The 25,892-nt window shown below is 43.4% G+C and carries 22 protein-coding genes; 11 read left to right on the plus strand and 11 right to left on the minus strand.

The window, feature by feature from the left end; translation table 11 throughout:
* Positions 1–242 precede the first annotated feature (242 nt).
* Positions 243–1,160 carry a UDP-3-O-acyl-N-acetylglucosamine deacetylase gene (gene lpxC / locus B3Q63_RS04250; RefSeq protein ID WP_201619158.1) on the plus strand — a complete coding sequence of 306 codons (918 nt, stop codon included), beginning with the start codon at positions 243–245 and terminating at the stop codon, positions 1,158–1,160.
* A gap of 298 nt (positions 1,161–1,458) precedes the next feature.
* Here the strand turns inward: lpxC and B3Q63_RS04255 are convergent, their stop codons facing one another.
* Positions 1,459–1,974, minus strand: a complete 516-nt coding sequence (locus tag B3Q63_RS04255; protein WP_201625536.1) for a hypothetical protein — start codon at positions 1,972–1,974, stop codon at positions 1,459–1,461.
* Positions 1,975–2,138: 164 nt separating this feature from the next.
* Here B3Q63_RS04255 and B3Q63_RS04260 point away from each other — a divergent pair, with 164 nt between their 5' ends.
* The gene (locus tag B3Q63_RS04260; protein ID WP_191691009.1) at positions 2,139–2,867 is read left to right on the plus strand and encodes a CHAP domain-containing protein; all 729 of its coding nucleotides are present in this window, start codon (positions 2,139–2,141) and stop codon (positions 2,865–2,867) included.
* 145 nt (positions 2,868–3,012) lie between these two features.
* Here the strand turns inward: B3Q63_RS04260 and B3Q63_RS04265 are convergent, their stop codons facing one another.
* Together B3Q63_RS04265 and B3Q63_RS04270 are read right to left on the minus strand one after the other, a co-directional pair.
* Positions 3,013–3,933, minus strand: a complete 921-nt coding sequence (locus B3Q63_RS04265; RefSeq protein WP_296174170.1) for a hypothetical protein — start codon at positions 3,931–3,933, stop codon at positions 3,013–3,015.
* Positions 3,934–4,225: 292 nt separating this feature from the next.
* Positions 4,226–4,537 (minus strand): YhbY family RNA-binding protein, encoded by a 312-nt coding sequence (locus B3Q63_RS04270; RefSeq protein ID WP_183620392.1) that lies wholly within the window; start codon positions 4,535–4,537, stop codon positions 4,226–4,228.
* Between the two features lie 379 nt (positions 4,538–4,916).
* On the opposite strand from B3Q63_RS04270, the gene B3Q63_RS04275 reads away from it, so the two are divergent.
* From B3Q63_RS04275 to B3Q63_RS04305, 7 genes are all read left to right on the plus strand, one after another.
* Positions 4,917–5,549, plus strand: a complete 633-nt coding sequence (locus B3Q63_RS04275) for an RlmE family RNA methyltransferase (RefSeq protein WP_201625538.1) — start codon at positions 4,917–4,919, stop codon at positions 5,547–5,549.
* A gap of 459 nt (positions 5,550–6,008) precedes the next feature.
* On the plus strand, positions 6,009–7,904 hold the full coding sequence (gene ftsH, locus B3Q63_RS04280; RefSeq protein WP_271133550.1) for an ATP-dependent zinc metalloprotease FtsH: 1,896 nt from the start codon (positions 6,009–6,011) through the stop codon (positions 7,902–7,904).
* A gap of 204 nt (positions 7,905–8,108) precedes the next feature.
* Complete coding sequence (gene folP / locus B3Q63_RS04285; protein ID WP_296174177.1) at positions 8,109–9,014, plus strand: dihydropteroate synthase; 906 nt, start codon at positions 8,109–8,111, stop codon at positions 9,012–9,014.
* A gap of 154 nt (positions 9,015–9,168) precedes the next feature.
* Entirely contained in the window at positions 9,169–9,468 is a 300-nt protein-coding gene (locus B3Q63_RS04290) for a succinate dehydrogenase assembly factor 2 (RefSeq protein WP_296174178.1), read from the plus strand.
* Positions 9,469–9,508: 40 nt separating this feature from the next.
* Complete coding sequence (locus B3Q63_RS04295) at positions 9,509–9,958, plus strand: hypothetical protein (RefSeq protein WP_296174179.1); 450 nt, start codon at positions 9,509–9,511, stop codon at positions 9,956–9,958.
* A 286-nt stretch (positions 9,959–10,244) separates the two neighbouring features.
* On the plus strand, positions 10,245–10,973 hold the full coding sequence (locus tag B3Q63_RS04300) for a YidB family protein (RefSeq protein WP_201628225.1): 729 nt from the start codon (positions 10,245–10,247) through the stop codon (positions 10,971–10,973).
* 313 nt (positions 10,974–11,286) lie between these two features.
* A complete protein-coding gene (locus tag B3Q63_RS04305; protein WP_296174183.1) occupies positions 11,287–12,744 on the plus strand; it encodes an anion permease in 1,458 nt (485 codons plus the stop codon).
* 33 nt (positions 12,745–12,777) lie between these two features.
* Here the strand turns inward: B3Q63_RS04305 and B3Q63_RS04310 are convergent, their stop codons facing one another.
* From B3Q63_RS04310 to trmB, 3 genes are all read right to left on the minus strand, one after another.
* Positions 12,778–13,902 carry a regulatory protein RecX gene (locus B3Q63_RS04310; RefSeq protein WP_296174185.1) on the minus strand — a complete coding sequence of 375 codons (1,125 nt, stop codon included), beginning with the start codon at positions 13,900–13,902 and terminating at the stop codon, positions 12,778–12,780.
* Between the two features lie 57 nt (positions 13,903–13,959).
* Positions 13,960–15,018, minus strand: coding sequence for a recombinase RecA (recA, locus tag B3Q63_RS04315; protein WP_296174187.1), 1,059 nt, complete (start codon positions 15,016–15,018; stop codon positions 13,960–13,962).
* A gap of 1,070 nt (positions 15,019–16,088) precedes the next feature.
* Entirely contained in the window at positions 16,089–16,961 is an 873-nt protein-coding gene (gene trmB, locus B3Q63_RS04320; RefSeq protein ID WP_296174189.1) for a tRNA (guanosine(46)-N7)-methyltransferase TrmB, read from the minus strand.
* 260 nt (positions 16,962–17,221) lie between these two features.
* On the opposite strand from trmB, the gene B3Q63_RS04325 reads away from it, so the two are divergent.
* Entirely contained in the window at positions 17,222–18,151 is a 930-nt protein-coding gene (locus tag B3Q63_RS04325; RefSeq protein ID WP_296174190.1) for a DUF2628 domain-containing protein, read from the plus strand.
* A 45-nt stretch (positions 18,152–18,196) separates the two neighbouring features.
* Here B3Q63_RS04325 and B3Q63_RS04330 read toward each other — a convergent pair whose 3' ends face one another.
* On the minus strand, positions 18,197–20,083 hold the full coding sequence (locus B3Q63_RS04330) for a monovalent cation:proton antiporter-2 (CPA2) family protein (RefSeq protein ID WP_201563311.1): 1,887 nt from the start codon (positions 20,081–20,083) through the stop codon (positions 18,197–18,199).
* 75 nt (positions 20,084–20,158) lie between these two features.
* Positions 20,159–20,863 carry a hypothetical protein gene (locus B3Q63_RS04335; protein WP_201625218.1) on the minus strand — a complete coding sequence of 235 codons (705 nt, stop codon included), beginning with the start codon at positions 20,861–20,863 and terminating at the stop codon, positions 20,159–20,161.
* 201 nt (positions 20,864–21,064) lie between these two features.
* Here B3Q63_RS04335 and B3Q63_RS04340 point away from each other — a divergent pair, with 201 nt between their 5' ends.
* On the plus strand, positions 21,065–21,379 hold the full coding sequence (locus B3Q63_RS04340) for a hypothetical protein (RefSeq protein ID WP_296174197.1): 315 nt from the start codon (positions 21,065–21,067) through the stop codon (positions 21,377–21,379).
* Between the two features lie 71 nt (positions 21,380–21,450).
* On the opposite strand, the gene B3Q63_RS04345 is transcribed toward B3Q63_RS04340, so the two are convergent.
* From B3Q63_RS04345 to B3Q63_RS04355, 3 genes are all read right to left on the minus strand, one after another.
* A complete protein-coding gene (locus B3Q63_RS04345) occupies positions 21,451–22,644 on the minus strand; it encodes a cation diffusion facilitator family transporter (protein ID WP_296174199.1) in 1,194 nt (397 codons plus the stop codon).
* Positions 22,645–23,006: 362 nt separating this feature from the next.
* Positions 23,007–25,304, minus strand: coding sequence for a primosomal protein N' (locus B3Q63_RS04350; protein ID WP_296174202.1), 2,298 nt, complete (start codon positions 25,302–25,304; stop codon positions 23,007–23,009).
* Between the two features lie 147 nt (positions 25,305–25,451).
* Positions 25,452–25,832: a RidA family protein gene (locus B3Q63_RS04355; protein WP_201563303.1), complete on the minus strand. Its 381-nt coding sequence runs from the start codon at positions 25,830–25,832 to the stop codon at positions 25,452–25,454.
* Between the last annotated feature and the right edge of the window lie 60 nt (positions 25,833–25,892).

The following is a 25,892-nucleotide window of genomic DNA, read 5'->3' on the forward strand; positions in this document are numbered from 1 at the left end:
GCTATTTATACAACCTTTATAAATAAAATGACGCTCTATCAAATTGCTGCTTATAAATAGCTACAAACCGTTATTTATCGCTGATTGACAGTTTATTGTCTGCTAAAAGTCATCGTTAAAATAATGACGATAAGTGTTATCAATCAAAGACATAAGCAAATTAACGCTTTTTAGCGCTAGCGAAATAGGGTCGGGTAATGCTACACTATGTCAATTGTAACAAAATATGTGAGAAGACAGCCATGAACCAACGAACCATAAAAACAGCGATAGCCGTTACAGGTACTGGTCTTCATAGTGGTCAACCTGTTGACTTAGAGTTTCATCCACAGCCTATCAATACTGGTATCGTATTTGAACGTTCTGATATTGTCGGTAGCAATCCTATTCCTGCCAGTGCCTTTTTGGTACAAGATACCATGATGTCATCGAATCTCGTATTTGGTGGCACCCGTGTGGGCACCGTTGAGCATTTGCTCAGTGCGGTTGCAGGACTTGGCGTTGATAACCTGTTAATCCGCGTATCGGCGTCAGAGATACCGATTATGGATGGTAGTGCTGCCCCATTTGTGGGCCTGCTGCTACAAGCAGGATTTTGTGAACAAGAAGCGGCAAAGCGCTTTATTAAGATTGTGCGCCCAGTACGCGTCAAAGTTGACGATAAATGGGCAGAGCTACGCCCTTATGAAGGCTTTGAGCTCAATTTTGAGATTGATTTTGATCATCCGGCCATTGATAAAGATTTTCAGCATGCACAATTGCAGTTTTCAACGCAAAACTTCATTGAGCAATTGAGCTCAGCGCGTACTTTTGGTTTCTTACGTGATATCGAAACCTTGCGTCAGAACAACTTGGCGTTAGGCGGCAGCATGGACAATGCCATTGTCATTGATGATGCAAGTATCCTTAATGAAGAAGGTTTACGCTTTAATGATGAATTTGTACGTCATAAGATTTTAGATGCGCTAGGCGATTTATATCTGATTGGTTATCCGATTTTAGGTCGTTTTAATGCGTATAAGTCTGGTCATGCACTAAATAATATGTTGGTACGTGAGATATTATCCGATTCTGATAACTTTGAAATTGTAACTTTTGATGACAATGTAACCTGTCCTATCGAATATTTACCATTAAATGGTTTAACAGTTGAAGGATGAATACAGGAATATACACGAAGTATCGAAACATTTACGCAATATTACATAAGATGGTTATAAGTAGCGCTAAATAATATTCGTTTAAATAGATATTTTCTTTCTCATTTTACCAATAACCTGCTTCAGAGTAGGTAAAATAAAAGATGTGGGAAATAATAAAATCATCTGTCAGTGAGGTTCACATTGTGAATGGCACTGACAGATGATTTTTTTTGTTGACGGAATTACAAAAACGCAGCTTTAACGGCGTCAATTACGGGTTTAATTTACATAAGTTTACAGAGTAAAGTGGGGGTTTTTACGGATTAATCAGGCGCAAAAGTGCCTTTTTGAGATTTTCATCAGTGGTGACATGCTCTGCAGCCTGTGATATAGTCCGCTTTGTGTTTTGGCTAAGAGCCTGATTTTCATGGGCTTTACGAGGCTTTGATAAGGGTGCCGACAAGGCTTGTGATGATTTAGGATAATCGTTATGGGCAGAATTTTTGGCTACTACGACGCGGATTTGCTTGAGTTGTTTAAATGTAATTGACTGCTCTGTTAACACCTGCAAATAAGCGCTCTGTAAATAGCGAATATGATTGGCGGCAGTCATCGAGCCCACACTGAGTATGAGTTGCTCAGAGGTTAAGCCCACGACCCAGCAGTTATCGAGGATTTCCTCAGGTAGACAATCTACCAAAAGCTCTTTTACTTCGGTCGTAGCTTGCAGATATAAACGCATATTATCAGCCAATGTTTGAGGTAGCGCACTACCAGCAAAGGCTTGATGATCGATAAGTTTAGCAAGTCGGTTAGGTTGTTTTTTTGACATCGTGAACACTCATCTAATAGGTGACAAAATCGATATTCATCATAAACAGCGAGCTTTTGTACTAAGGATTTTATCATGTTTATTTCATGGTCGTCTTCCCTAAATTAATTCATGCTTTGTCACGGATGACGAGCAATCCTGTATTCACAATAGGTAGTAAATTTATGAAACAAGCTTTATTAATTTTGTCAGTATTGGGAATGGGTATAGCACAGACGAGTGGTGCTGTCGAAACAACCTTTCAACCAAATAATACCTTGAGTCATACCATCACCAATATCTCTACTTCTGCGAACTACGGTTCAAGTCGCAATATCTATAGCACTAAAAGTGGTGCTTATGTCTCAAGCAATGATGAAATCAGTCAAGCAATTGACAATCTTAGTGCCCATGCTAAGCAAAAAGAATATCAGCTTGCCTCGCTAACCAGCCGCTTGTCTTATGAGCAGCGTCAGCAGCAAGCAAGCTCAGTGCCAGATCGTTATTCTGCACCTGCGATTGCCGCCGCCAATGCTTCACGTGTGGCGCTATCTAGCAGTAGTGGTTACTGTGCTCGTTATGTGCGTAAAGCCCTACAATCAGCGGGTTATGAATTTACGCCTAACCCTTCAGCGTATCAGTATGCCTCTCGTGGCACATTGGCCCAAGCTGGCTTTACCAAAATCAGTAACAATACGCAGCCACAAGTAGGCGACGTCGTGGTCTATGATCGCACCTCAAGACGCCCGCATGGCCATATTCAAATATTTGATGGTAATGATTGGGTTTCTGACTTCCGTCAAAACAGCATTAGCCCATACAGCGGTCATCATAACTACACGACATGGCGCGATTCAAAATACGTCGATGATGCATCAGATCGCGGTATCTACCTTGCAATGGCTGACAAATAAGCAGCAGCTAGATGTAACGTAATTCAAAAGTTTTCTCCGAACCCAGTAATGCTCTTTATGACATTACTGGTTTTTTTTGCTTGGCATAAAGAGGTTATTTGATTAAAGAAGCTATGTAGTTGGAGAAGGTGCTTAATTTAAGCAGCTATCTAGCCAGTGCTGCCTGCTTATCAAATATTGACCAATATTGCAGATTGTGAAAATCGGGCGGGGAGGCGTGTTTGGGCGCAAAATATAACGCCGTTGTACCAAGCCTTGTACCAAACGTCGTAGCAAAGCTTAAAATCACACAAGGATGAATGTATTCAATGGCAGTATCATCGATAAAAGCCTTTGCGTTGGATAGTTGGCTTAAGGGCAGAGTAAAGCTGCGTTGATAAAGATAAGAGTTAGCGGTGCTGGTATTAGGTGTCAATGAATCGATAGCAGGTTCGATTTGCGCTGATAAGGAGTTTTGCTCTGCGTTGGCAGTACCATTATTCGCAATGCCATTACTTGCAGGGCAATGGCTGGCTGTCCAGTTAATAAACGCCCGTGTTTGCCCATCAGGTTGTAAAAGCGGCGTTGGCGGCAGTGTCGCAGGATTACGATAGCTTGTAAACTCGTAAAGCGCATAACGACCGTCAGGGCTGGCATTAACTTCAATATAAGTGCTAGTTTTATTAGCATCCGCTCCATCAATACCAATCTCATTAACATCATTTATCGAAACGCTATTATTTATTAACCTGTCTGTTATTAAGCCACCTGCTAAAAAGCACTCAAGGCAAGTTTGCTCCCATAAATAATCTGCAAATCCTACCTGCGTCGGTTGCCATGTTAGCCAGTCTAATTGCGCCGCTAACGATTTAAGTGGCAGCGTTATTCGATAATCAAGCTGTAAATACCCCTCTGACTGCTGAGTGCTTCGGGTTATCTGTGCGGTTTGGGCTATCTGATTTGTTTGAGCTAAGGTTACGATGACTTCTACCTGAATGCTTTGTAAGTCTTCTATCGTCACGCCAAGAGTCTGGGCATCAGCGGCGAGGGTGTCGGTTGCGAGGCATAGATGAAAAGTTTGGCTCATAAGTCAATAATATCCGCAGTTTAATAGTATTAAAGATATCTTATAGGCGGTTCGCTATAAAATGAACACAGAGCTACTGGTATTAATTTTGTGCAGCCTCTGTCTGCGTAGGCACAGCAAGCAAGAAAAATGAATACCAGTAGCGCGTTATCATACTTGTACTGATTTTATGTAGGACTGACTATAAATAGAAAACAGGAAATATCTTATAAATAGCATAAAAGCCGCGAGCAAAATGCTGCGCGGCTTTTATTAGATAGGATAGAACATAAACTAAGCTGAAAATAACAACTTACTGCGCGTGACGAGCAAGGTTTGATAGCTTAGGATTGGCATGTGGGTTTTTACGTAATAACAGCGCCATACGACCAATTGAATGAACCAAAGAGGCATTAGCTGCCGCTGCAAGCTGAGCGCCGATGACATCGCGTTCTTCTTTGGTGCCAGCTGGCAGTTTTACTTTGATAAGTTCATGATCCGTTAAAGCGCGATCAATCTCTTCAGTGATGCTTGGGGTAATACCTTTGTTGCCAATCATAACGATAGGTTTTAGGTCATGACCAATGCCTTTTAGGCGTTTGATGGTAGCGTTATCGAGTTGCATATAATTCCTAGATGTTGGTAAAAATAAAAGATGGTGCTATTAAGAGCAGATAATGACCATTATAGATAATCTGGGGTCATCTTGCATGAGATCAGCAGGATTTTGCACGATTTTACGTGATGAAAATGTTAAACTGAAAGTATGAGTACATTATAAACGCTACGGTCTTATAAAGCAGTGTTTTCGCCAAGAGAATTTAACCGTAAAAGGTTACAAGGTGCATAAGAGGTTCAATAGCTAATTTAGCTAGGTAACTTAAGCGCCTAGTAATAGCCATGTTATAGATAATTGTTTTATCAATAGACAGATATTGAATCGTCATAGATAACCACGTTATAAGCCGTTAGCCGTGTTTTGCAAAGTAATAGGAGCAGTCATTTTGGTCACGCGTATTGAAAATAAAAAATTGTCAAAAAGTAGTAGTGCTTGGATGCAGGAGCACATTGACGATCCTTATGTGAAAAAAGCCCAAATAGATGGCTACCGTGCCCGTGCTGCTTATAAGTTGCTTGAGATTAATGAGAAGACCAATCTGATCAAAAAAGGCATGACCGTCGTCGACTTAGGCAGTGCGCCGGGTAGTTGGTCACAAGTCGCGGGTCAACTGGTCGGTGAAAAAGGCGTCTTAATTGCATCTGATATTTTACCCATGGATACCTTGCCTGATGTCACCTTTATTCAGGGCGACTTTCGCGAAGCAGAAGTGTTTGACCGTATCATGGCAGAAGTGGGCGATAAACAGGTCGATGTGGTGTTGTCCGATATGGCACCCAATACCGCTGGTAATAGCGCCATCGATCAGCCGCGCATGATGTATTTATGCGAGCTGGCAGTCGATTTCGCCCTCGCAACCTTACCAGAAGGTGGCGCGCTTATTATGAAAGTGTTTCAAGGCGAGGGTACACAGGAATTACGCAAGCAGATGCAGGCGGATTTTAGTAAAATTCGTAGTATCAAACCGGGTGCTTCACGACCACGCTCAAAAGAGATGTTTTGGATTGCCATCAAGTAACAGGTATGCAAACCTTTCTATAAAATGGTTTTAAGGTCAATCAGTTGCGCAAATTTCCCAGATGATGGGGTTTCATCATCAAGAGTATTGCTGATTAACATAAAACCGCTACAATCGTTAACTGAATAAATAGGAATGCTGCTTGAATTATTCAGGTTAGCACCACATATCATGGTATATTAACTTTGTTTTGAATCTATATCGTTTTAAATATATACCTATATATTAAGGCTGTGTTTTAAACAGAGTTGTTTTAAGCAAAGTCGTTTAATAGTAAGCGCTTTATTGGCTCAGTTATTTATGTTCGTTTGTCTATTTATTTTGTTTGGGGTTTTAAGTTACTTAAATCCAAGCTTGAACGATAATTTACAAATGGGCATTGAATAATGAGGCATACGTTTGCATATAGACGTCACGTGTTTAATAAACACACCAATAAGTAAGGGATGGGAATAACTAGTGAGCGACATGGTAAAAAATACCTTATTGTGGCTGGTGGTAATCGGCGTTTTAGTGCTGGTATTTAGCGGCTTTGATCAATCTTCTGAGCCGGATAGCCTTAACTACTCTGAGTTTGTGACCGCTGTGTCAGAAAACCAAGTAGCCAGTGTTGAAATCGATGGCGAGCAAATCACCGGCGAAAAGAAAAATGGCTCATCATTTGAGACCATTCGACCAGCCGTGGCTGATGAACAGCTAATGCCGCTATTGCGTGAAAACCAAGTTGAGGTGCAAGGTACCGCGCCTAAACGTCAAAGTGTCTTGATGCAACTATTGATAGCCAGTTTCCCAATTTTATTAATTATTGGTCTGTTCCTATTCTTTATGCGTAATATGCAGGGCGGCGCTGGCGGTAAAGGCGGTGGTCCGATGAGCTTTGGTAAATCAAAGGCCAAAATGCTGACCGAAGACCAAATCAAGGTTAACTTTGATGACGTTGCTGGCTGTGAAGAAGCCAAAGAAGAGGTCGTTGAAGTCGTTGAGTTCTTGCGTGACCCTGATAAATTTACCAAATTGGGTGCAACAATTCCACGCGGTATCTTGATGGTAGGTCCTCCGGGTACGGGTAAGACGCTACTAGCACGAGCCATCGCTGGTGAAGCTAAAGTACCGTTCTTCTCAATTTCAGGTTCTGACTTTGTTGAGATGTTCGTCGGTGTTGGTGCATCGCGTGTGCGTGATATGTTCGAACAAGCGAAGAAAAGCGCGCCTTGTATCATCTTTATCGATGAGATTGATGCGGTCGGTCGTCATCGTGGCTCAGGTATGGGCGGCGGTAACGATGAGCGCGAGCAGACATTGAACCAATTATTGGTTGAAATGGATGGTTTTGAAGGCAATGAAGGCGTTATCGTCATTGCGGCGACCAACCGTGCTGATGTACTGGATAAAGCGCTATTGCGTCCGGGTCGTTTTGACCGTCAGGTGCAAGTAGGTCTGCCAGATATCAAAGGTCGCGAACAAATCCTGAAAGTGCATTTACGTAAATTACCAAATACTATCGGTGTTGATGCGCATGCATTGGCGCGTGGTACTCCTGGATTTAGTGGTGCGCAGTTAGCCAACCTTGTGAACGAAGCGGCCTTGTTTGCCGCGCGTCGTAACAAGCGCAGCGTCGATATGAATGACTTTGAAGATGCAAAAGACAAGCTATATATGGGTCCTGAGCGTAAATCAATGGTCATCCGTGAAGAGGAGCGCCGTGCGACTGCTTATCATGAGGCGGGTCATGCCTTAGTTGCTGAGTTGCTACCGGGCACTGACCCTGTGCATAAAGTAACGATTATGCCGCGTGGTTTTGCCCTTGGGGTGACGTGGCAGCTGCCTGAGCACGACCAAACCAGTATGTATAAATCAAAAATGCTCAGTGATATTGCGATTTTATTTGGTGGTCGTATCGCAGAAGAAGTGTTTATCAATCAGATGTCGACGGGTGCTTCAAACGACTTTGAACGTGCTACCAAGATGGCACGAGCGATGGTTACCAAATACGGTATGTCAGATGCGCTAGGTATCATGGTCTATGAAGATGATGATAACTCACAAGGTTACTTCGGTGGCGGTGGCCGGACGATTTCAGAAGCGACGCAACAAAAGGTCGATGAAGAAGTACGCCGTATGCTTGAAGAGCAGTATGACATCGCACGCGAATTGATTGAAGGCAATCAAGAAAAAATTCATGCAATGGTAGATGCTTTGATGAAATGGGAAACCATTGACCGCGATCAATTGCAGGATATTCTAGCTGGCGAAGAACCTCGTCCGCCAAGAGTCTATCAGCATAATGAAGTAAACTTATCAAAAAACGATGTTAAAACCACGACTTCAACACCGCCGCCATTACCAGCGATGTAGTTTCTGGTTTATTAATCTAGTTTTTTAAGATTGCATCTATTTTTGATAGAAAAAGCCCTTTTTAATAAAGGGCTTTTTTGTTGCTACAATTTCATGAAGGCTTTAGGAGAGCATCAGATTTGCTGCTATCATAGGCATTATAGCTTGGTAGATTATCACGACAGCTAAAACGATTTTACGAACTGAATTTATAATGGATACCTTATGTCATTATTCCAACCTTTACCTAATTATACGGTGATAAGTCGCGATAAAGTATTAGATTTATCGCAGCCGCATATCATGGGTATTTTAAATGTCACCCCAGATTCTTTTTCTGACGGTGGACAATTTAATGCCATCGATGGCGCCCTTGCTCATGCTAAAGAGATGATTGCCGCAGGTGCAAGCATTATCGATATCGGCGGTGAGTCTACCCGTCCAAATGCGCAAGCCGTGGCGACTAGCGATGAGATACAGCGCGTTGTTCCAGTGGTCAAAGCGATTCGTCAGCAGCTAGGAAGCATAGGTAAAGACATTTGGCTCTCTATTGATACCAGTAACCCGGCGGTTATGCAGGCAGCTTTTGATGCCGGCGCAGATATCTGGAATGATGTACGAGCGCTTAAGCGTGATGGTGCGGCGGCAATGGCAGCCAAGCTGGATATTCCTGTCATGCTGATGCATATGCGCGGTGAGCCGACGACGATGAATAACCTTGCCCAGTATGATGATGTGATTAAAGACGTCAGTGCCGAGCTAGCAGCGCGTATTGATGAGGTAACGAATGTTGGCGTTAAGCGTGAGAAAATCATTATCGATCCAGGTTTTGGCTTTGCAAAAGACTATGAGCATCATCGCGCACTATTAAGTCAGCTTGATAGCCTGCAAACGCTTGAGTTACCAATGATGTTTGGTATTTCACGAAAGCGCTTTTTAGCAGAAGTACTGACTAAAAGTGGAGTCGAAGCCGTTGCTACTACCCAAGCGCTAGAGCGTGATGCGGTAGGAACGGCGGCTGGACTCTTTGCGCTGCAGCAGGGCGCTAGTATTATTCGTACCCACAATGTCGCTATGATGCAGCAAGCCGTGGCATTATGGCAGCAATTATCAAGTTATCATCAAGGCTAATAGGCTAATAAATTTTTATAAAATGATTTTTATAAGAAAGCTTTTTATAAACGGTATCTTTATAAATACAGCTTAATCCTATTATTTATTAACCTTATTATTTATCTAAATGTCTATTCAGTTAAATACCATTTAAACCTACGGGAACACTTTTATGACGACTCGCAATCAACCAGAGCCAAACAATCAACCAGAACCCACCCTCGAGCAACGCCGCATTATTTATCAAGCCCGCCGCGGATTAAAAGAATTAGACTTTTATATCGACCCTTATATTAAAGAGTTGTATTTAACCGCTGATCCCAGTGAACAGGCAACTTTTGCAGAAATGCTGACCCATGAAGACCCTGATTTATTGGATTATTTTACCAATCAAAGCCGTCCAGAAAATGAAGCCATATGGGATTTGGTCAATAAAATCAAAACATGGCGCCATAGTAAAGACTTGACGTAATTATTTAATATTTATTTTAAGCCTGCTTGGGTATTCAATTATGATATCGCCAACTTCGCTACGTATCGATGCACCTATTCAGCCTGCAAGCTGTTTGCGCCTGTTATTTTATATGCTCTTAGCCAGTGTGATGGTGATATTGACAGGACTTGCGTCCATGGCGTTGTGGCAATATGTACTGATATTTGTGGTTAGCGTCGCCGTCGTCAGCTACTTAGCGTTATCGCGCCCGATATTAATGCATCTAAGCCAGCCGCCATTGGATAAAAGCGTTTATCAGCATTGGCAACTACTCATGCGTAGCAGTCGCGGCGATGCCCTATGGCAGGCAGAGCTTACTGCGGTCAGTAGCTATCCATGGGTTATATGCTTAAGCTTTATTATCATAGAGCCTTATCAGCGTCATTTATCAGTAACGGTATTTCGCGATCAAGTCAGCGCAGAACACTGGCGCGAATTAACGATTTTGGCAAATACCATTTCTCATTAAACTGCCTAAATAAAGCCAGTCTTATGCATATGACTGGCATTCCTTTTATCTATCTTTCTTCTTAATCGCTAACGATCTACTACATCCCATAACAAAATGCCTATCTAGATAGCGAAAGAGATTTGCTATATTGCAATTAAGCGTCAATAGCTAACTTATTTAAGTGTTTGTTTAAAACGACCTGTTTATAACCACTTGCCATATTTCTGGTAAATGGCTATTTGCATGAGTTAACTGAATGCAAGGCTTTTGATAATGAATGTTTTATAATAAAAAGGAAGCGATTATGAGTTTATTAGGGAATTTAGTGAGCCAAGTTGCCCGCAGTGCTATGGATCCAGAAGATGCACAGCGCAATCCGGTCAACCAACGTATCAATCCACGCCGTACCGGCGGATTAGGGGATATTTTGGGCGGCGTATTGGGCGGTGGTAATCAGCCAAGTGGCTACAATCCGCAGCAGTATGAACGCCGCGCTGATAATGGCTTTGGCCTAGACGATATCATTGGTGGGCTCACAGGCGCCAACCAACGCGGTGGTATGAGCTCAGGTGCTGGCGGACTTGGCGATATTTTAGGTAGCGTATTAGGTGGTCAGGCGACTGGCGGTCGAACCTCTAGAAGTGGCTTTGGCGGTAAAGGCATGCTGATCGCTGCGCTTATGCCTATGGTGCTCAGCTGGATTAAACGTAATGGTGGTTTAAGTGGCGCTTTATCAAAAATTACTGGTATGGGGTATGACAATCAAGCGCGTTCTTGGATGAGTAATCAAGAGGCCAATGATAATTTAGACCCTAATGAAATTACCCGTTTATTTGATGAAAGCGAAATCCAGCAGGTAGCCGCGCATACTGGCGCAAATGAGATGGAAGTACGTCAAGGTCTCGCTGAGCTGTTGCCTGAAGTGATGAATCAATTGACGCCCAATGGCAATTTGGATAATGAACCTGAAGCCAACGAAGAGATTGATCAAATTATGAATCAATTATCGAGCCGCTTAGGGACGTTAAAATAATTGAGCACTTTGAAATTCAGTATGATTAAACGTCAAATTTAGCCAAAATATCATAAAAAAGGAGCGCTTTTAATAAAGTGCTCCTTTTTTATGGTCAATGGTTTAGCGCTATTATTAATAACTTATCTCTGTATATTTGTGCTGTATGCTAAATAAATATGTTAAAAATGGTCAACAATAGAAAAATGCTGATATAAATCTTATAAGATGTTCATATGACCCATGTATTTTTCCTATCGCAGTTACTATCTCGATAGCATTTCATATGACATGACTGTGTGATTTTATAAGCATTGATAAGGATATATTTCTCATGCCATTTAAACCTATCCAAGCAGCGATTGCCATTGTAGTTGGTTTAATCATTTGGTTTGTTATTCCGGTACCAAATGGAGTCACACCCGAAGCGTGGCATATGCTGGCTTTATTTATTGCTACTATTGTCGCCATCATTGGTAAGGTGTTACCCATTGGCGCGATTGCCATTATTGCCGTTACCTTGGTGGCGCTTACTGGGGTGACCAATGAGAGTCCAAAAGAAGCCATCGCTGATGCTTTATCAAGCTACTCAAGTCCTCTGATTTGGCTGATTGGTATTGCCGTGATGATATCGCGTGGCTTGATAAAAACGGGTTTAGGTCGACGTATCGCGTATTATTTTATTTCTATTTTTGGCAAAAAGACGATCGGGGTTGCGTATTCTTTAACTGCCGCAGAGTTGATGATAGCACCTATCACGCCATCTAATACCGCTCGTGGTGGCGGTATTATTCATCCAATTATGAGATCAATTGCGCAAAGCTTTCATTCTACGCCAGAAGAGGGCACCCAAAATAAAATTGGCCGCTACTTAGCGATGGTCAATTACCATGCAAATCCGATTACGTCCGGTATGTTTATTACCGCCACTGCGCCAAATCCATTGGTGGTAGATTTGGTCAATAAGGCAACGGGCAGTGAGATTCAGCTGTCATGGACGACGTGGGCGGTGGCGATGTTTGTACCAGGGATGTTATGTTTATTATTAATGCCACTGGTGATTTATCTGATTTATCCGCCCGATGTTAAGGTAACGCCTGATGCCAAGAAATTTGCCAAAGACAATCTGACCGAGATGGGTCAGGTAAGCTTGCAAGAAAAAATCATGCTGGGCGTCTTTGCGCTGATGCTGATATTGTGGGCGAATATTCCTGCGCTGATTTTTGGTGAACAATTAAGCGTTGACGCCACCACCACCGCGTTTATTGGTTTGACGACCTTGATATTGACGGGCGTCTTAACTTGGGATGATGTACTGAAAGAAAAATCGGCATGGGATACGATTATCTGGTTTGGTGCTCTGATTATGATGGCTTCATACCTTAACAAACTCGGCCTTATCAGCTGGTTCTCTGATAATATCGAATCAATGATTGGCATGATAGGAGTCGGTTGGGTCGGCGCTGTGGTTATTTTGACTTTGGTCTATCTCTATATTCACTATTTCTTTGCTAGTACCACCGCGCATATTACCGCGCTGTTTGCCGCTTTTTATGCTGTCGGGTTAAGCTTAGGTGCACCGCCGATGCTATATGCGCTCATTTTAGCGGCGGCCGGTAATATCATGATGACGCTTACCCATTATGCAACCGGTACTGCGCCCGTTATTTTTAACTCAGGCTATGTGACATTAGGAGAATGGTGGAGTATTGGCGCCATTATGAGTGTGGTAAATCTGGTCGTATGGATTGGCGCTGGTTTGATTTGGTGGAAGCTGCTTGGTTATTATTAAAGGTTAAAGGTTAATAATGTGCGCTTAAACGAGCTAAAAACGCTCATCCAATGTCTCCAGGGTATAATTTAGCGCCTCAAAGCAGATATCGGTATTAAAGCCGCGATATTGTAAAAACCGTAGCTGACGGGCTTTGTCTTTTTGTTCAGTCGGTATGTCATCGCCGTATTTTTTGGTACGTGCGCTGACTGCCAGTTTTAGCCAGTCAATGCCTTCAACTAAATTATCGGCGCTGTCGTCTATAAACTCGCTAAATTCTTCCGATTCTGCATTCGCCATATCGATAAGCTCGTCGATATTACCGGGCATGGCAATTTTTTTACGATAAAACTCCTGCTTAATACGCCCGCGTCCGCGCCCTTTGCGGATATTTTCCCGAATAAGCATCAGGGTAGTACGATAATCACTTTGATAACCTTTTTCTTCAAACTCATCGAGCAGGGCATCGATTTTTTCTGGGGCTTGCTCTTTATCAAGCAGTTTTTGCTTGAGCTCAGCCTTGCCGTATTCACGGCGCGATAAATAATAAAATGCCAACCAACGTAAGCGGCTTTCGGCTTTAATGGCATCAATATCCGCTTGGCGTTGTTCAGGGGTACGCAAATACGCTTTAAGCGCCGCGGGTAGGTTGTCGGCTGTGCTATCGGCTTCAGCATCACCATCACCATCATGGTTATGGCTTGCCGTTAGCGTAGAGGAATAACTCGAGCTTTCTAGATTGTGCCCCGTGTTAGTCTCAAGGTCCTCATCGTTTTTATGACCGTGAATATCTTGCTTAACCTCAGCGAGCATCTCTTTGATACTTTGCGCTTCTGGTGGCTGATAAGCAGGCACATCACTAGGCTCAGGGCTAAAGTTAGCCGCTGGGTGAAAACGCTTTTTACGTTTCTTGGATCTAGTAGGGTTTTTGCTAGTAGAAGAGTGAGCGTCAGCTGATTCTACCTCGAGGCCAGAGTCGTCGGATAACGAATAATCTTCACGAGAGGAGGTTGAGTGCTTGCGCGTCTTAGCCGTTTTTTTTGGCTTGTCTTGATAGGAGTGCTGAGAATATTTGACAGATTCAGAAGATTTGACAGGTTTTTTTGCTTTGATAGTAGGACTACTCGCTGAATCGGCGTCCGATTCAGCAAGTATTTCAGCTAAGGTTTTAATTTTCATAACAATTTAATTTTCATAACAAGTCATGATCATTGATAACGGTGAATAATGAAGCCGCTATTGTACAGGTTCAGAAGCAAGTTCTTCATTGGCTTCGTCAGTATCTGTGGCTTTAGCTTCTTTTTTTGTCCCAAGCTTTTCATCACGAATTTTGGCTTCGATTTCTTGTGCAATCGCGGGATTTTCTTTTAAGAACAACACAGAATTGGCTTTACCTTGACCGATTTTTTCATCGCCATAGCTATACCAAGAGCCAGCTTTGCCAACTGCGCCAATCTCAACACCCAAGTCAATCACTTCGGCTAAATGGTTAGTACCTTCACCATAAGTAATCTCAAATTCTGCTTGGCGGAAAGGCGGTGCCATTTTATTTTTGATGACTTTAACACGGGTTTGGTTACCGATGATTTCATCACCGTTTTTAACCGCACCGATACGGCGGATATCCATACGTACCGAGGCGTAGAACTTAAGCGCGTTACCACCAGTCGTGGTCTCAGGGCTACCGAACATCACACCAATTTTCATACGGATTTGGTTAATAAACACCACCATACAATTTGAGCGTTTGGCATTACCAGTGATTTTACGTAGCGCTTGGCTCATTAAACGTGCTTGCAGACCCATGTGTGAGTCGCCCATCTCGCCTTCAATTTCCGCACGCGGCGTCAACGCAGCCACGGAATCAATGACAATCATATCAACCGCCCCAGAACGCACTAGCATGTCGGTGATTTCAAGCGCTTGCTCACCATTGTCAGGCTGAGAGAGCAGTAGGTCATCAGTGTTCACGCCAAGCTTGCGCGCATAAACTGGATCTAGTGCATGCTCAGCATCGATAAAGGCGCAGACACCGCCTTGCTTTTGGCATTCTGCAATTGCTTGCAGCGTCATGGTCGTTTTACCCGAGCTTTCTGGGCCATAAATTTCAACGATACGACCTTTTGGTAGGCCGCCAATACCAAGCGCAATATCCAGACCCAACGAGCCCGTTGAGACCACATCCACATCAAGAATGGCAGAGTCATCACCTAAATGCATGATGGTGTTTTTACCAAACTGCTTTTCGATTTGACCAAGGGCTGCTTTGAGGGCTTTGGCTTTATTTTCGTCCATATAGGACTCCTTGTTATTAATAATAAGTGTAAATAATAAGTATGGGTAATAAACGTACTGACTATTTAGAACTACTCGTCACCAACCACTTGCTCAATGGAATAGCTTACAGGCTCAGTCGTCAGTAAGGGATGTTTTCAAGCAAAGTTGAAGTGGCTGGAAATATTAGGTTTCAGGCGGTGATATCGAATATATCACCCTACTATACAGTAAAATTCAATAATGAGAAAAGCAAAAAAAAGTTCATAATTTTTGCTAGTAAATAAGCTTAGTTAGCACGTGCTTTTCACGTAATTTTTAAGCCACCCTGTTTTATATCACTGTTGATTAGATAAGGCAATTATAACAAAATCCAAGGCCAATATTGAGGGTGCTGAGAGGCTAAACGACAGTGAGTGTCGTATGATGTTCTATTAAAATATTCCTAAAACAGGCTTGTTTTAACTTTCAGTTTTGAACTTGATAACAGGGTCATTTGTCAATAGATTTATGAGTTGTCCACAATAAAAAAATTATTTTTATTGAGCGCTTGTGAAACATCCATAACGGTTAAATTAATTTAAAAAATATTAAAAATATATTACTTTGCTTTCAAATACCATGTAAGCAATTGATTTTAAACGTTTTAAAAATTGTACAAAAAATGAACGATTTTACCTAACCCTTTAAGCTACCTAGGGAAATACTTGTCAAGTGGCGACTTATACACAGGGTTATCCACAGCTTATGGGGAGAACTCACGAAACCCTTATGCTATCAATGTTTGCGCAGATATGAAATATTGCATGCAAGCCAAATATAGGGTGTTTCTGTTTTTGCAACTTTAAATTTAGTCATAAAATTGCTGTCTAATGCCTATGTTTCACATATGGCTTGCGGGTATCTAGTGGATATAGAGCAAGCACTTAGAAGCTCTAACGATTTAAAAGTAGCTAGCACAACGCGCGACGCCTTATATATCAACAGATAAAGTAGGGCAGGAGAGATATTCAGCCACAAAAAAGCGGCTAAGTACTTTTTCAGTATCTTAGCCGCTATAGGGCAATATCGCTAGGGTAGTGCCATCGAGATCAGTCTTTGATATAGATTAAATCCCAAACGCCATGTCCGCGCTCTAAACCGCGGCGCTCAAACTTAGTCATTGGACGAAAGTCAGGACGGTCGGTGAAATTACCTGCGCCTGCTTGATTGGTCAGCCCTGCAAAACCATCCAACACTTCAACCATCCAAAAGGCATAATGCTCCCAGTCAGTCGCCGTATGGAACCAGCCGCCTTGCTTTAAGCTGCGCGTGACAATCGCCATGCGCTCAGGACTGACAAAGCGGCGTTTATAATGGCGCTTTTTTTGCCATGGGTCAGGGAAGTAGAGCTGGATACGATCAATATGGTTTTCAGGTAACTGTTTCAGCAATTGAATAGCATCACCGTTAATGATTTTAACGTTGGTTAAACCTTGTGTACCTGCCATATAAGCGCATTTACCGATACCTGGCTCATGAACTTCGACGCCAACGAAATTGCGCGTTGGCTCAGCAGCGGCCATCTCGATAAATGAATCACCCAAGCCAAAACCAATCTCTACCGTAAGCGGCGCGTCACTACCGTTAGGGCTATCTGCAAATAGCACTCGTAAATCGTTAATGCCTTCAAGATTACCATCACCGAAACTGTTATTGACTAAGTAATGCGCAAACTCTGGCGCAGTCAGTGCCAGTTCGGCATTTTTATTCATATGCGTACGGCGTTTCATAAAGGTATTAACGATACGAATATGTTTACCCTCTGTAGGCTCATTCTGGCTGCTAGCATCGGCATCAATGCTAGTGGCAGTATCGGTGGCAGCCTGAGTTGCAGGGTTCATAGGGTTAGTGCTATTAGGGTTTTGCTCATCAGTAGTATTAGCACCATTGATGTTGTCATTGATATCAGGATGTTGACTCATAGGATTAACAAGGCTTAATTAGATGGGTAAAGTTGCTTCATTATAAGTGAAATCGTGACCACTGTGAACGGACAATCCACTTTTAGTAAGTTTGCCATATATTCTATGTATCGCTACAGTTTCTCTAAATTATACAAGGCCATAGACGGATTTTCTCGATACAGATTGCATATATATGGGTTTTCTATCACTGGCTTTTGGCGTTATCATATAATATATCCTTGATACCGTATTTTTGAGAATCTATAGAGCAGACTGCCATGTTATTTATCGAGACAGATTCGCCGCCACCGTTTTATCAAGAACAGCTAACCCCTGAAAAGCGTCAGCAGCTGGATAAATGGTTTATCAGTCAGCGTAGTCAGTCATATTATCTTAAGCGCTTTGAGGAATTTGATAAGCAGGGGTATCTGTCGCCAAAATGGCATTGGGCGGCGTTTTTTGTCACTTTTCCTTGGCTGCTATATCGTAAGCGTTATATGGATGCGATTGTTTATAGCGTTGCCGGTTGGTCGTTTATTCAGCTTAATGTGGCACTGGTGTTGGTGGCGTTTGAATTTGTCGCGATGCCTTATATTGCCGATGCTTATCAGATGGCCATACGTATCGCTATTGCGGCGCTGATATGGCTGTTTTGGTCGGTTATGGTTGCACGCTGGACGGACGCTTATTATTACCGTATGGTAAGGCGCGAGATTGCTGATGCTATTAATGATTATCCACGTGATGAGGCGGCGCAAAAAGCGCACTTGCAAAAAGAAGGTGGGGTCAGCTTATTTGGCTTGGGCTTAGGCTTTGGCTTTTTTGCCTTTGCTTTAATGGTAATAAAGGTGCAGTTTTTACCCATTGTTGCCAAGCCCAAAGAAAACGAAGTGTTGTTTGATGCTTACGATACCGCTAAAACAGCGCAAAATCGTGTGGCGCTGGCGTATCGGCAAACAGGGCAGTGTCCTAGTAATCTTCCTCTAGACATGGGTACAGAGCAGGTACATATCGCTATCGACAGCAAAGCCGCTGGCGTGCCAGCAACGGATTGCGCGGTCATAGCTACCATACAGAACGTTAAGTTTCCAATTCGCTACCTAAATAATCAAACGCTGGTTTTTTATCATGTGCCCGATAGCGATAATTGGAACTGTATGACCTCACTCAATAAAAGGCAAACGCCTAAAGGTTGTAATGAGAACTAAAGGTTTTTGACACTTAAGATTTTTGACACTTAAGATTTCTGACACTTAGGGTTTAGAGTCAGTAGCCAGATCGTCTTTCTCGTCGACCGGTATTGCTTGGCTCTTTAGGGCGTCATAAAAATCGGTCAAATCCATTTTACGGGCTTTATCTATATCTTCATCAAATAGACTTTCAAGCTCTGCCATCGCTGACTGTGCCGATTCAATTAAGCTTGCTTCATCGCCATAAATTGCTTGCTGACGTTCAATCAAATCATCATCATAATCACGGAAGGTTTGTACGGTTTCGCGCGCCTTTTCTGGTGAGATACCGAGCAGCTGTAATGATTCGCGTGACATATCTAAAGACGATAAATAGGTCTCCCGCCAAATATGACGCACACCGACTTCACGCAGGCGATAATAGTGCTGGCGGTCACGGGCGCGTGCTAAGACAATCATATCAGGATAGTTTTTACGCAAATATTGGGCGGTAGTGATAGAACGCTCTAAATCATCGATGGCGAGAATAAAGACGCGAGCTTTTTTAATGCCGGCAGCGCGTAGTATCTCGGGGTTTTTTGGATCGCCATAATAGACTTGGTTACCAAACTTACGCACGAAATCGACGCGATTTGCCGAGCGTTCAATGGCGGTAAATTCGATATTATGCATACGCAGCACACGACCAATAATCTGACCAACGCGCCCAAAACCGGCAATAATCACCTGATGCTCATGATCGGGAATGGCATCGTACTCGCGGCTTGGTTTGCTTTTAGCAAATATTGGCTCGCCTATTTTTTCTAAGAGTAAAAATGCCAGTGGTGTCAGTGCCATAGAAATGGTGACGATAAGATTTAAAGTATTGGCAAGCTCAGGACGCAACACATTTTGCGCCGTAGCGACACTAAATAATACAAAGGCAAATTCACCACCTTGAGCAAGGGTCACGCCCAAGCGGATGCTGGTCGGCCAGCGATTGCCCGATATTTTGGCAATGGCAGTAATAACACCGAATTTAATCACCATTAATGCCATGGCACAGCCGATGATAAAAACAGGCTTTGCTAAGATGAGTTTGACATCAGTTAGCATCCCGACTGACATAAAAAATAGCCCTAGCAGCAGCCCTTTAAAAGGCTCGATACTGGCTTCTAACTCATGACGATACTCAGAATCCGCCAACAATACGCCGGTTAAAAAAGCGCCCAATGCCATCGATAGACCGATTTGCCCCATCAAAATAGACACGCCCATGACGATAAATAAGGCGACTGCGGTTAAGAGTTCTGATGCGCCACTAGATGCCACAAATTTAAAGAAAGGTCGAATGATATAACGGCTGGCAAAAATGAGTCCGGCAAAAACGGCAAATACCTTGCCAAAATAAATCAAATCGTAGCTTTGTTCGCGTACTCCTGATAAAAACGGAATAACGGCTAATAAAGGGATAACGGCAATATCTTGGAATAATAAAATGGTAAAGGCTTCACGGCCATGGGTACTTGAAAGCTGCTGTTTTTCTGTCAGTATTTGTAGGACAAAGGCAGTCGATGATAGGGCGAGACCAAATCCGACAATAAAGGCGGTATCAAGCGGCAAGGCAAAAAACTGATGTAACAGCCACATTAATAGCGTGCCAGTCAAACCAACTTGTAAACCACCAAGGACAAAAATCGAACGCCGTAGCGCCCATAATCGTGAAGGCTGCAGCTCAAGGCCGATGATAAACAGCAGCATGACCACGCCAAACTCAGAAAAGTGTAATAAGCTTTCCGCATCGCCTGCGACATCTAAACCACTGGGGCCTAATATCAATCCTGTGATGAGATAACCTAAGACCGTCGCGATGCCAAAACGTTTACCAAGGGGTACAAAGAGCAGGGCTGCTCCCAAGAAAATAGTAGCTTGTAACATTAAATTTGGTGAGCCGGCGGCGGCAGCGAGCATCTGGAATCCTTAGCAGTAACGATAAAATAAGCAGTACAACAGGGTAAATCAATAATCAAAAATTTTGAACATCGTTTATTTCTTACGATAAATCTTCCATACGCCATTATCTGCCAGTGGATTACTATAAGCATCGTTACGGCGCTTACGCGGTGTCTGCCGACTGTCGACGATTTTAAAATCGGGCAGCGCATGAACGATAAGCCCTGTTCGATAAAAGCGTACGCGCTCAGGCTCTAGCATCTCGCCTTTGTTATCACGGCAAAATACATACGCGCGCAAATCGATAAATTCACGATGCGCTACTAAACGCGCCTCATCATCATTATCAAATACGGCGCTCATACGCGCAATTTCATCAGCGCTGTAATCGCCACATTTATCAGTAAGCGCACCGACCGACCCAAAGCTTTTGGACTCTTTGGCACGGGTCTTGGTCAGATGTAGTCTTTGCACATGGTAGATAAATTGCGGTATCTCAAGGCTGGCTGGTAGCGGCAGATAATCAGGCGGTAGGTTGGCCGCCGGATAAAACGCCATCGCACGCTCAAGCAGATTATGCCAACGCTGCTGATAGGCTTGGACTTCGGCTAAATTGCCTTCATAAATCGGCATATCACGAATTTGACGCAAAATGTCAGGCGGAAACTGCTCATCTCGAAAGCTGGCAATATCTTCTTGCAGCGTTGATAGCAATGCTTTGGCATGCTTTTTACCCTCGCTTGAGATAGGGTCATCAATATAGCTTGGAGCAACGAAAGGAGCTGAGCGTCTTGACATGGCAAAAGGTCATCAATTGGTTATGAATAAGGGTTTTAAGCCTTAAGTATACAGAATTTATAGGAAAAATATGGCGGCGCTGCCAAATTTTCCATTATTTTTAACATGCTCTTACAATGATAGAAATCTGCCTGATATAAGCTGATTTGCAATAAAGGTCTTTTATTTATCTTTTTTAAGCCACTTTTTAGGCGCTTTTTTATGAATCATCATTCACCTCCTTCGTCCATATATGATAACTGGCGTGGCTTATTAATAACCTTTGGCAAAATAATTTTAAGGATTATCGGTGCAGGACTGGCGATGTCATTTGGATTTTGGTTAATAATGGCATCCAATATGGGACCAGCTTATCTGCCGCACCTCATGAACGGTGCGCTAGATTTTTGGATTCGTATGATATTGTTAGGGTTGGGGCTAAGTATTTGGCTAATAACAGCGCTGTGGATAATTTGGCTGATGCTGCGTTATTGCCAGCACTTTATAAAAAAATATCAATTAAAACGTCGCTCATAACTAACAACCAGATAGGCGACGTCTTAATTGATAATTATATGATTTAATATTTAATATTTAATGTCTTATGTTTAATGGTTGTGACCAATATGATTATTGGTATCAGTCGCCTGCTGTGAGATATCGCAAACTAACGCATCGCTATGCGTCTTGGTTTGCGGATGCGCTAAGCTTTCAACCTGAATGGTCGCATGGTGAATATCAAGCTCAAGGAGGCTTTGCTCTAAACTGGTAATCAAGATACTGGACTCATAAATACTCATTTCGCCATCGACGACCACGTGACACGATAGGGCATTGAGACCGCTGGTGATACTCCAAACATGCAGGTCATGGACTTGTCGTACTTGCGGGTGGGCAAGTAATTTGTCTTCGACCTCAACTAGCGATATACCTTCTGGCGTCCCTTCCATCAGGATATGGACCGAATCACGGACGACGCGGTAACCACTAAACAAAATCAATATGGCGACAATCACTGAGGCCGCCGCATCCGCCCAAATCCAGCCAAAGCTCATCATCAAAAGCGCGGCAACGATAGCGGCAACCGAACCCATTAAGTCACTTAATACATGCAAATAAGCACTTTGCATATTCAAATTGACCGGTGCTTTACCCGCACTTTTTCCTTGACTGTCCTCGTTACTGCCTGCATGACTGTGACCATGCGCATCTGTGCCCCGACTGCCACGGTGCATCAGCCAGGCGACCAAAATGTTGACCAACATACCAATGGTAGCAACGATAAGCATGCCTTGGGTCGCAATCTCAGGCGGCGAATTAAAGCGCTTAATCGCCTCATAAAAAATCATGATCGCAATAATAACCAACGTCGCACCATTGACCGTTGCCACTAAAATCTCAAAGCGTTTATAACCAAAGGTCTTTTGATGGGTGGCTGCTTTTTCACCAATTTTAAATGCCATCAATGTCGCGCCAAGGGCCACCGCGTCACTGAGCATATGACCAGCATCAGACAGCAGCGCCAAACTACCAGTGAGCCAGCCGCCGATGGCTTCGACAAACATATAGGCAGTAATAATGATAAAGCTAAACAGCAAGGTACGCTGATAGCCTTTGGTATCGCGCGGAGCGACGGTCTGTTCTAGGTGTTCATCGTGGTCGTGATTGTCTTGATTATCGTCAGTATAACTGTCTTTAGCATAATGACCTTCTGCATCCTTTTGGCCGTGCTTATGGTTATCAGCCGCAGCATTCTCATGAGAATGGTCATTTTTTTCAGATTTTGGGTGATTTTGATTCATAACAACACTCAGGATGATAGAAGGTGAAATTTGATTGCTTATAAAGCTTTGATTGCTGTGCTCAAACCAGACAGATATAAAGAATTTAGCACATTTAATAAATGCTTGCTGTATTTAGGCGGTAAACGATGAATGACCTATTTTGAAAAGCGTTGGTTAGTGACTGCAAGCTATATAGTCAGCTCTATATAAAGAAGATACAGTGAAACTGGAATGAATTTTTTGTAGCCTCTGTCGGCGTAGGTACAGCAAGCTAGAAAAATTTGTACCAGTTTCACGTTGTCAGATAACGTATCCATTTTATTTAGTACCGACTATAGCGTGATAATTCTAGTTAAAGAACCATGCTAAGAAATTGGATATTACCAGCCAACAGGGTCAATATCCAAGGTCAGCTTCAGATATTTGGCGCTTGGCAAGGTAAGTACAGGTTGCCACCAGTGATGTAATACCCGATGTAATTGCTGTCTGTCTTTGCCTAACAGCAGTAACTGCACGTGGTAGCGACTGTTCTTTTTACTCATTGGCGCATCGATAGGACCGAGGACAGCAAGATTATGCCCATTTGGCAAAATAGCAATCGCATCTTTAAGCGCTTGCGTCGTGGCGGCAAGGGTTTTGCCTTCACAGCGTATTAGGGCAGCGTGGCTATGCGGCGGCAAGCCCATCATTTTACGTTCTTGCAGTAGCTCACGTGCGAATGATAAATAACCATCTTTTACCAATTTTAATAACAGCTCATTATCGGGTTGCAGCGTTTGAATCAATACGCGCCCCGATTTATCACCGCGACCGGCACGCCCTGCGACCTGAACCATCAGTTGTGCAGTATGTTCCGGCGAGCGAAAGTCGGCGGATAAAAAGCCACGATCAGCATTGGGTAAACAAACAAGCGTAACGTTGGGGAAATGATGACCTTTGGCGACCATTTGCGTACCGACTAAGATGGCAGGCTTGCCTTCATTGATACGCTGATAGATATTTTCCCAGCTGTCTTTACGTCTGGTGGTATCGCGATCGATTTGGATAATGGGGTACAGCTCTTTACTGGTTTGCGGATTGGCAAAAATCGCATGCAAGTTTTCGCTGAGCCTTGTAGTGCCCATTCCTTTGGCATCCAAATTTTGACTGCCACAATCAGGACAAACCGTTGGAATATAGGCTTGCCAATCGCAATGGTGGCACTTTAAATATGAGCTGCTTGAATAGGAATTGGATTGCGAATGGCTATTATAATGAACGGTTAAATGCGCGTCACAGCGTGGACAATCTGCTTGCCAACCGCAAGCTTCGCATAGCAAAACTGGTGCATAGCCGCGACGATTTAGAAATATTAAAACTTGATCGCCAACCTCTAGCGTTTGCCGTATTGCGCCGATAAGCGCGTCGGTCAGACCAGTATCATAGCGAGCGCCTTCGTCCGTCGTTTGTTGATGGGTACTTTGCAGGCGCGCATCAATCAGCTGCATGCTGGCAAGCTTGGCATTACCGGGGCGAGTTTGCAATTGGCACTCTACCAGCTTGCCATCATCGACCAGTTTTAGATGCTCAAGAGAAGGGGTGGCGGTCCCAAGGACGACGGGGATATTGGCTTGTAGTCCGCGATAAAGCGCGACGTCGGCGGCATGATAGCGCAACGTATCTTGCTGCTTATAAGAGCCGTCATGCGCTTCATCAACGACAATTAAGCCCAGATCTGCAAAGGGATAGAGCACCGCTGAGCGCGTTCCAATGATAATTTGCGCATGACCGGTACGGCAATCTTGCCAACCTTGCAGGCGATGCGTATTGTTCATGCCCGAATGCAATAAAACAATATGGGCGGCAAAGCGACTGGCAAAACGCGCGCGCGTCTGCGGCGTCAAGCCAATCTCTGGTACTAATATCAATACCTGCTTGCCTGCTTCTAAGACCGCTTGCATCGCCTGCAAGTAGACTTCGGTCTTGCCACTGCCGGTGATACCGTTTAACAAAAACCCCGTATAGCGATTAGCTTTATGAGCAGCAATAATCGCAGTAACGGCAAGCTGTTGCTCTTCATTAAGGTCAAGCGGCAGGGTTGCTAATTTAACAGGAGCAGGTGCTTGTTTATTCTGAATATAACGCTCGATAAGGCCTTTTTCTTCTAGCGCTTTTAAGAAACTGCGCTGCATACCTTCTAAGAGCAAAATGTCTTCACTAGCGCCATGCTCACCGTGTAATTTAAGCATCTCAAATTGTTGCTTTTGCTTTTTTGCATTGGCGCGAAAATCGTCGTCGCCTACATGCGGCAAAATGCGCCAATGGGTAATCAATAAATCTAGCGGCTTACCTTGCCGCACGAGGGTTGGCAACATGACGGCTAAGACATCACCGAGCTGATAATGATAATAACGCGCCAGCCAATGCGCCAGCTTTAGCATACTGGTATCTAAAATTGGCTCAGCATCTAAGCATTTATTAATGGGTTTGAGCTTATTGAGAGGTACGTCGCTATCCGCTGCAGCAATATGAGCAATGACGATACCGATTAAGGTTTGACGACCAAAGGATACTTCGACACGGCTACCAATGGGCGGTATATGAGCTGAAGTGCTATACGGCAACGCGCTGCTATCTGCTGGCAAGCTGTAGTCAAATACCCGATAAAGGGGCACGGGTAGCGCAACTTGTAGCAACATAAAAGGGCTTCGCAGTCTTATCAGGTAAATGGGAATTAAGAAGAAAGGTTAAGAGATAAATAGATAAAGACCAATAAGCTTAGCACGATGCTAAGCTTATTATCATTAAACATAAACCGTAGAGCTTACCAAAGCTCAATAACCGTCTTATTCAATATACATAATAGATTCGATTTCAACCACGCCGCCTTTAGGTAGTGCGGCGACTTGTACGGCTGCACGGGCAGGGTATGGCTCGCTTAAATTCGCAACGAACACTTCGTTTAACGCGGCAAAGTCATTTAAATCGGTCAAAGAGACGTTGAATTTGACCACATCATTTAAGCTGCCGCCAGCTGCTTCACAAATGGCTTTGATATTCTCAAATACTTGCTTCGCTTGCGCTTCAAAACCTTCTTTTAGCTCCATGGTCTCAGGGTCAAAACCCAATTGACCTGAAATATATACAGTATTACCCACTTTTACCGCTTGTGAATAGGTACCAACGGCGGCAGGTGCTTTATCGGTTTGAATGGTTTGACGAGTCATATTATATCCTTATGATATTTTTTGGTTGAAAAGTGAGCCAAAAATGTCAGGCTGCGTTAA

The organism is Psychrobacter sp. UBA2769 (assembly GCF_002352555.1).
Taxonomy (GTDB): domain Bacteria; phylum Pseudomonadota; class Gammaproteobacteria; order Pseudomonadales; family Moraxellaceae; genus Psychrobacter; species Psychrobacter maritimus.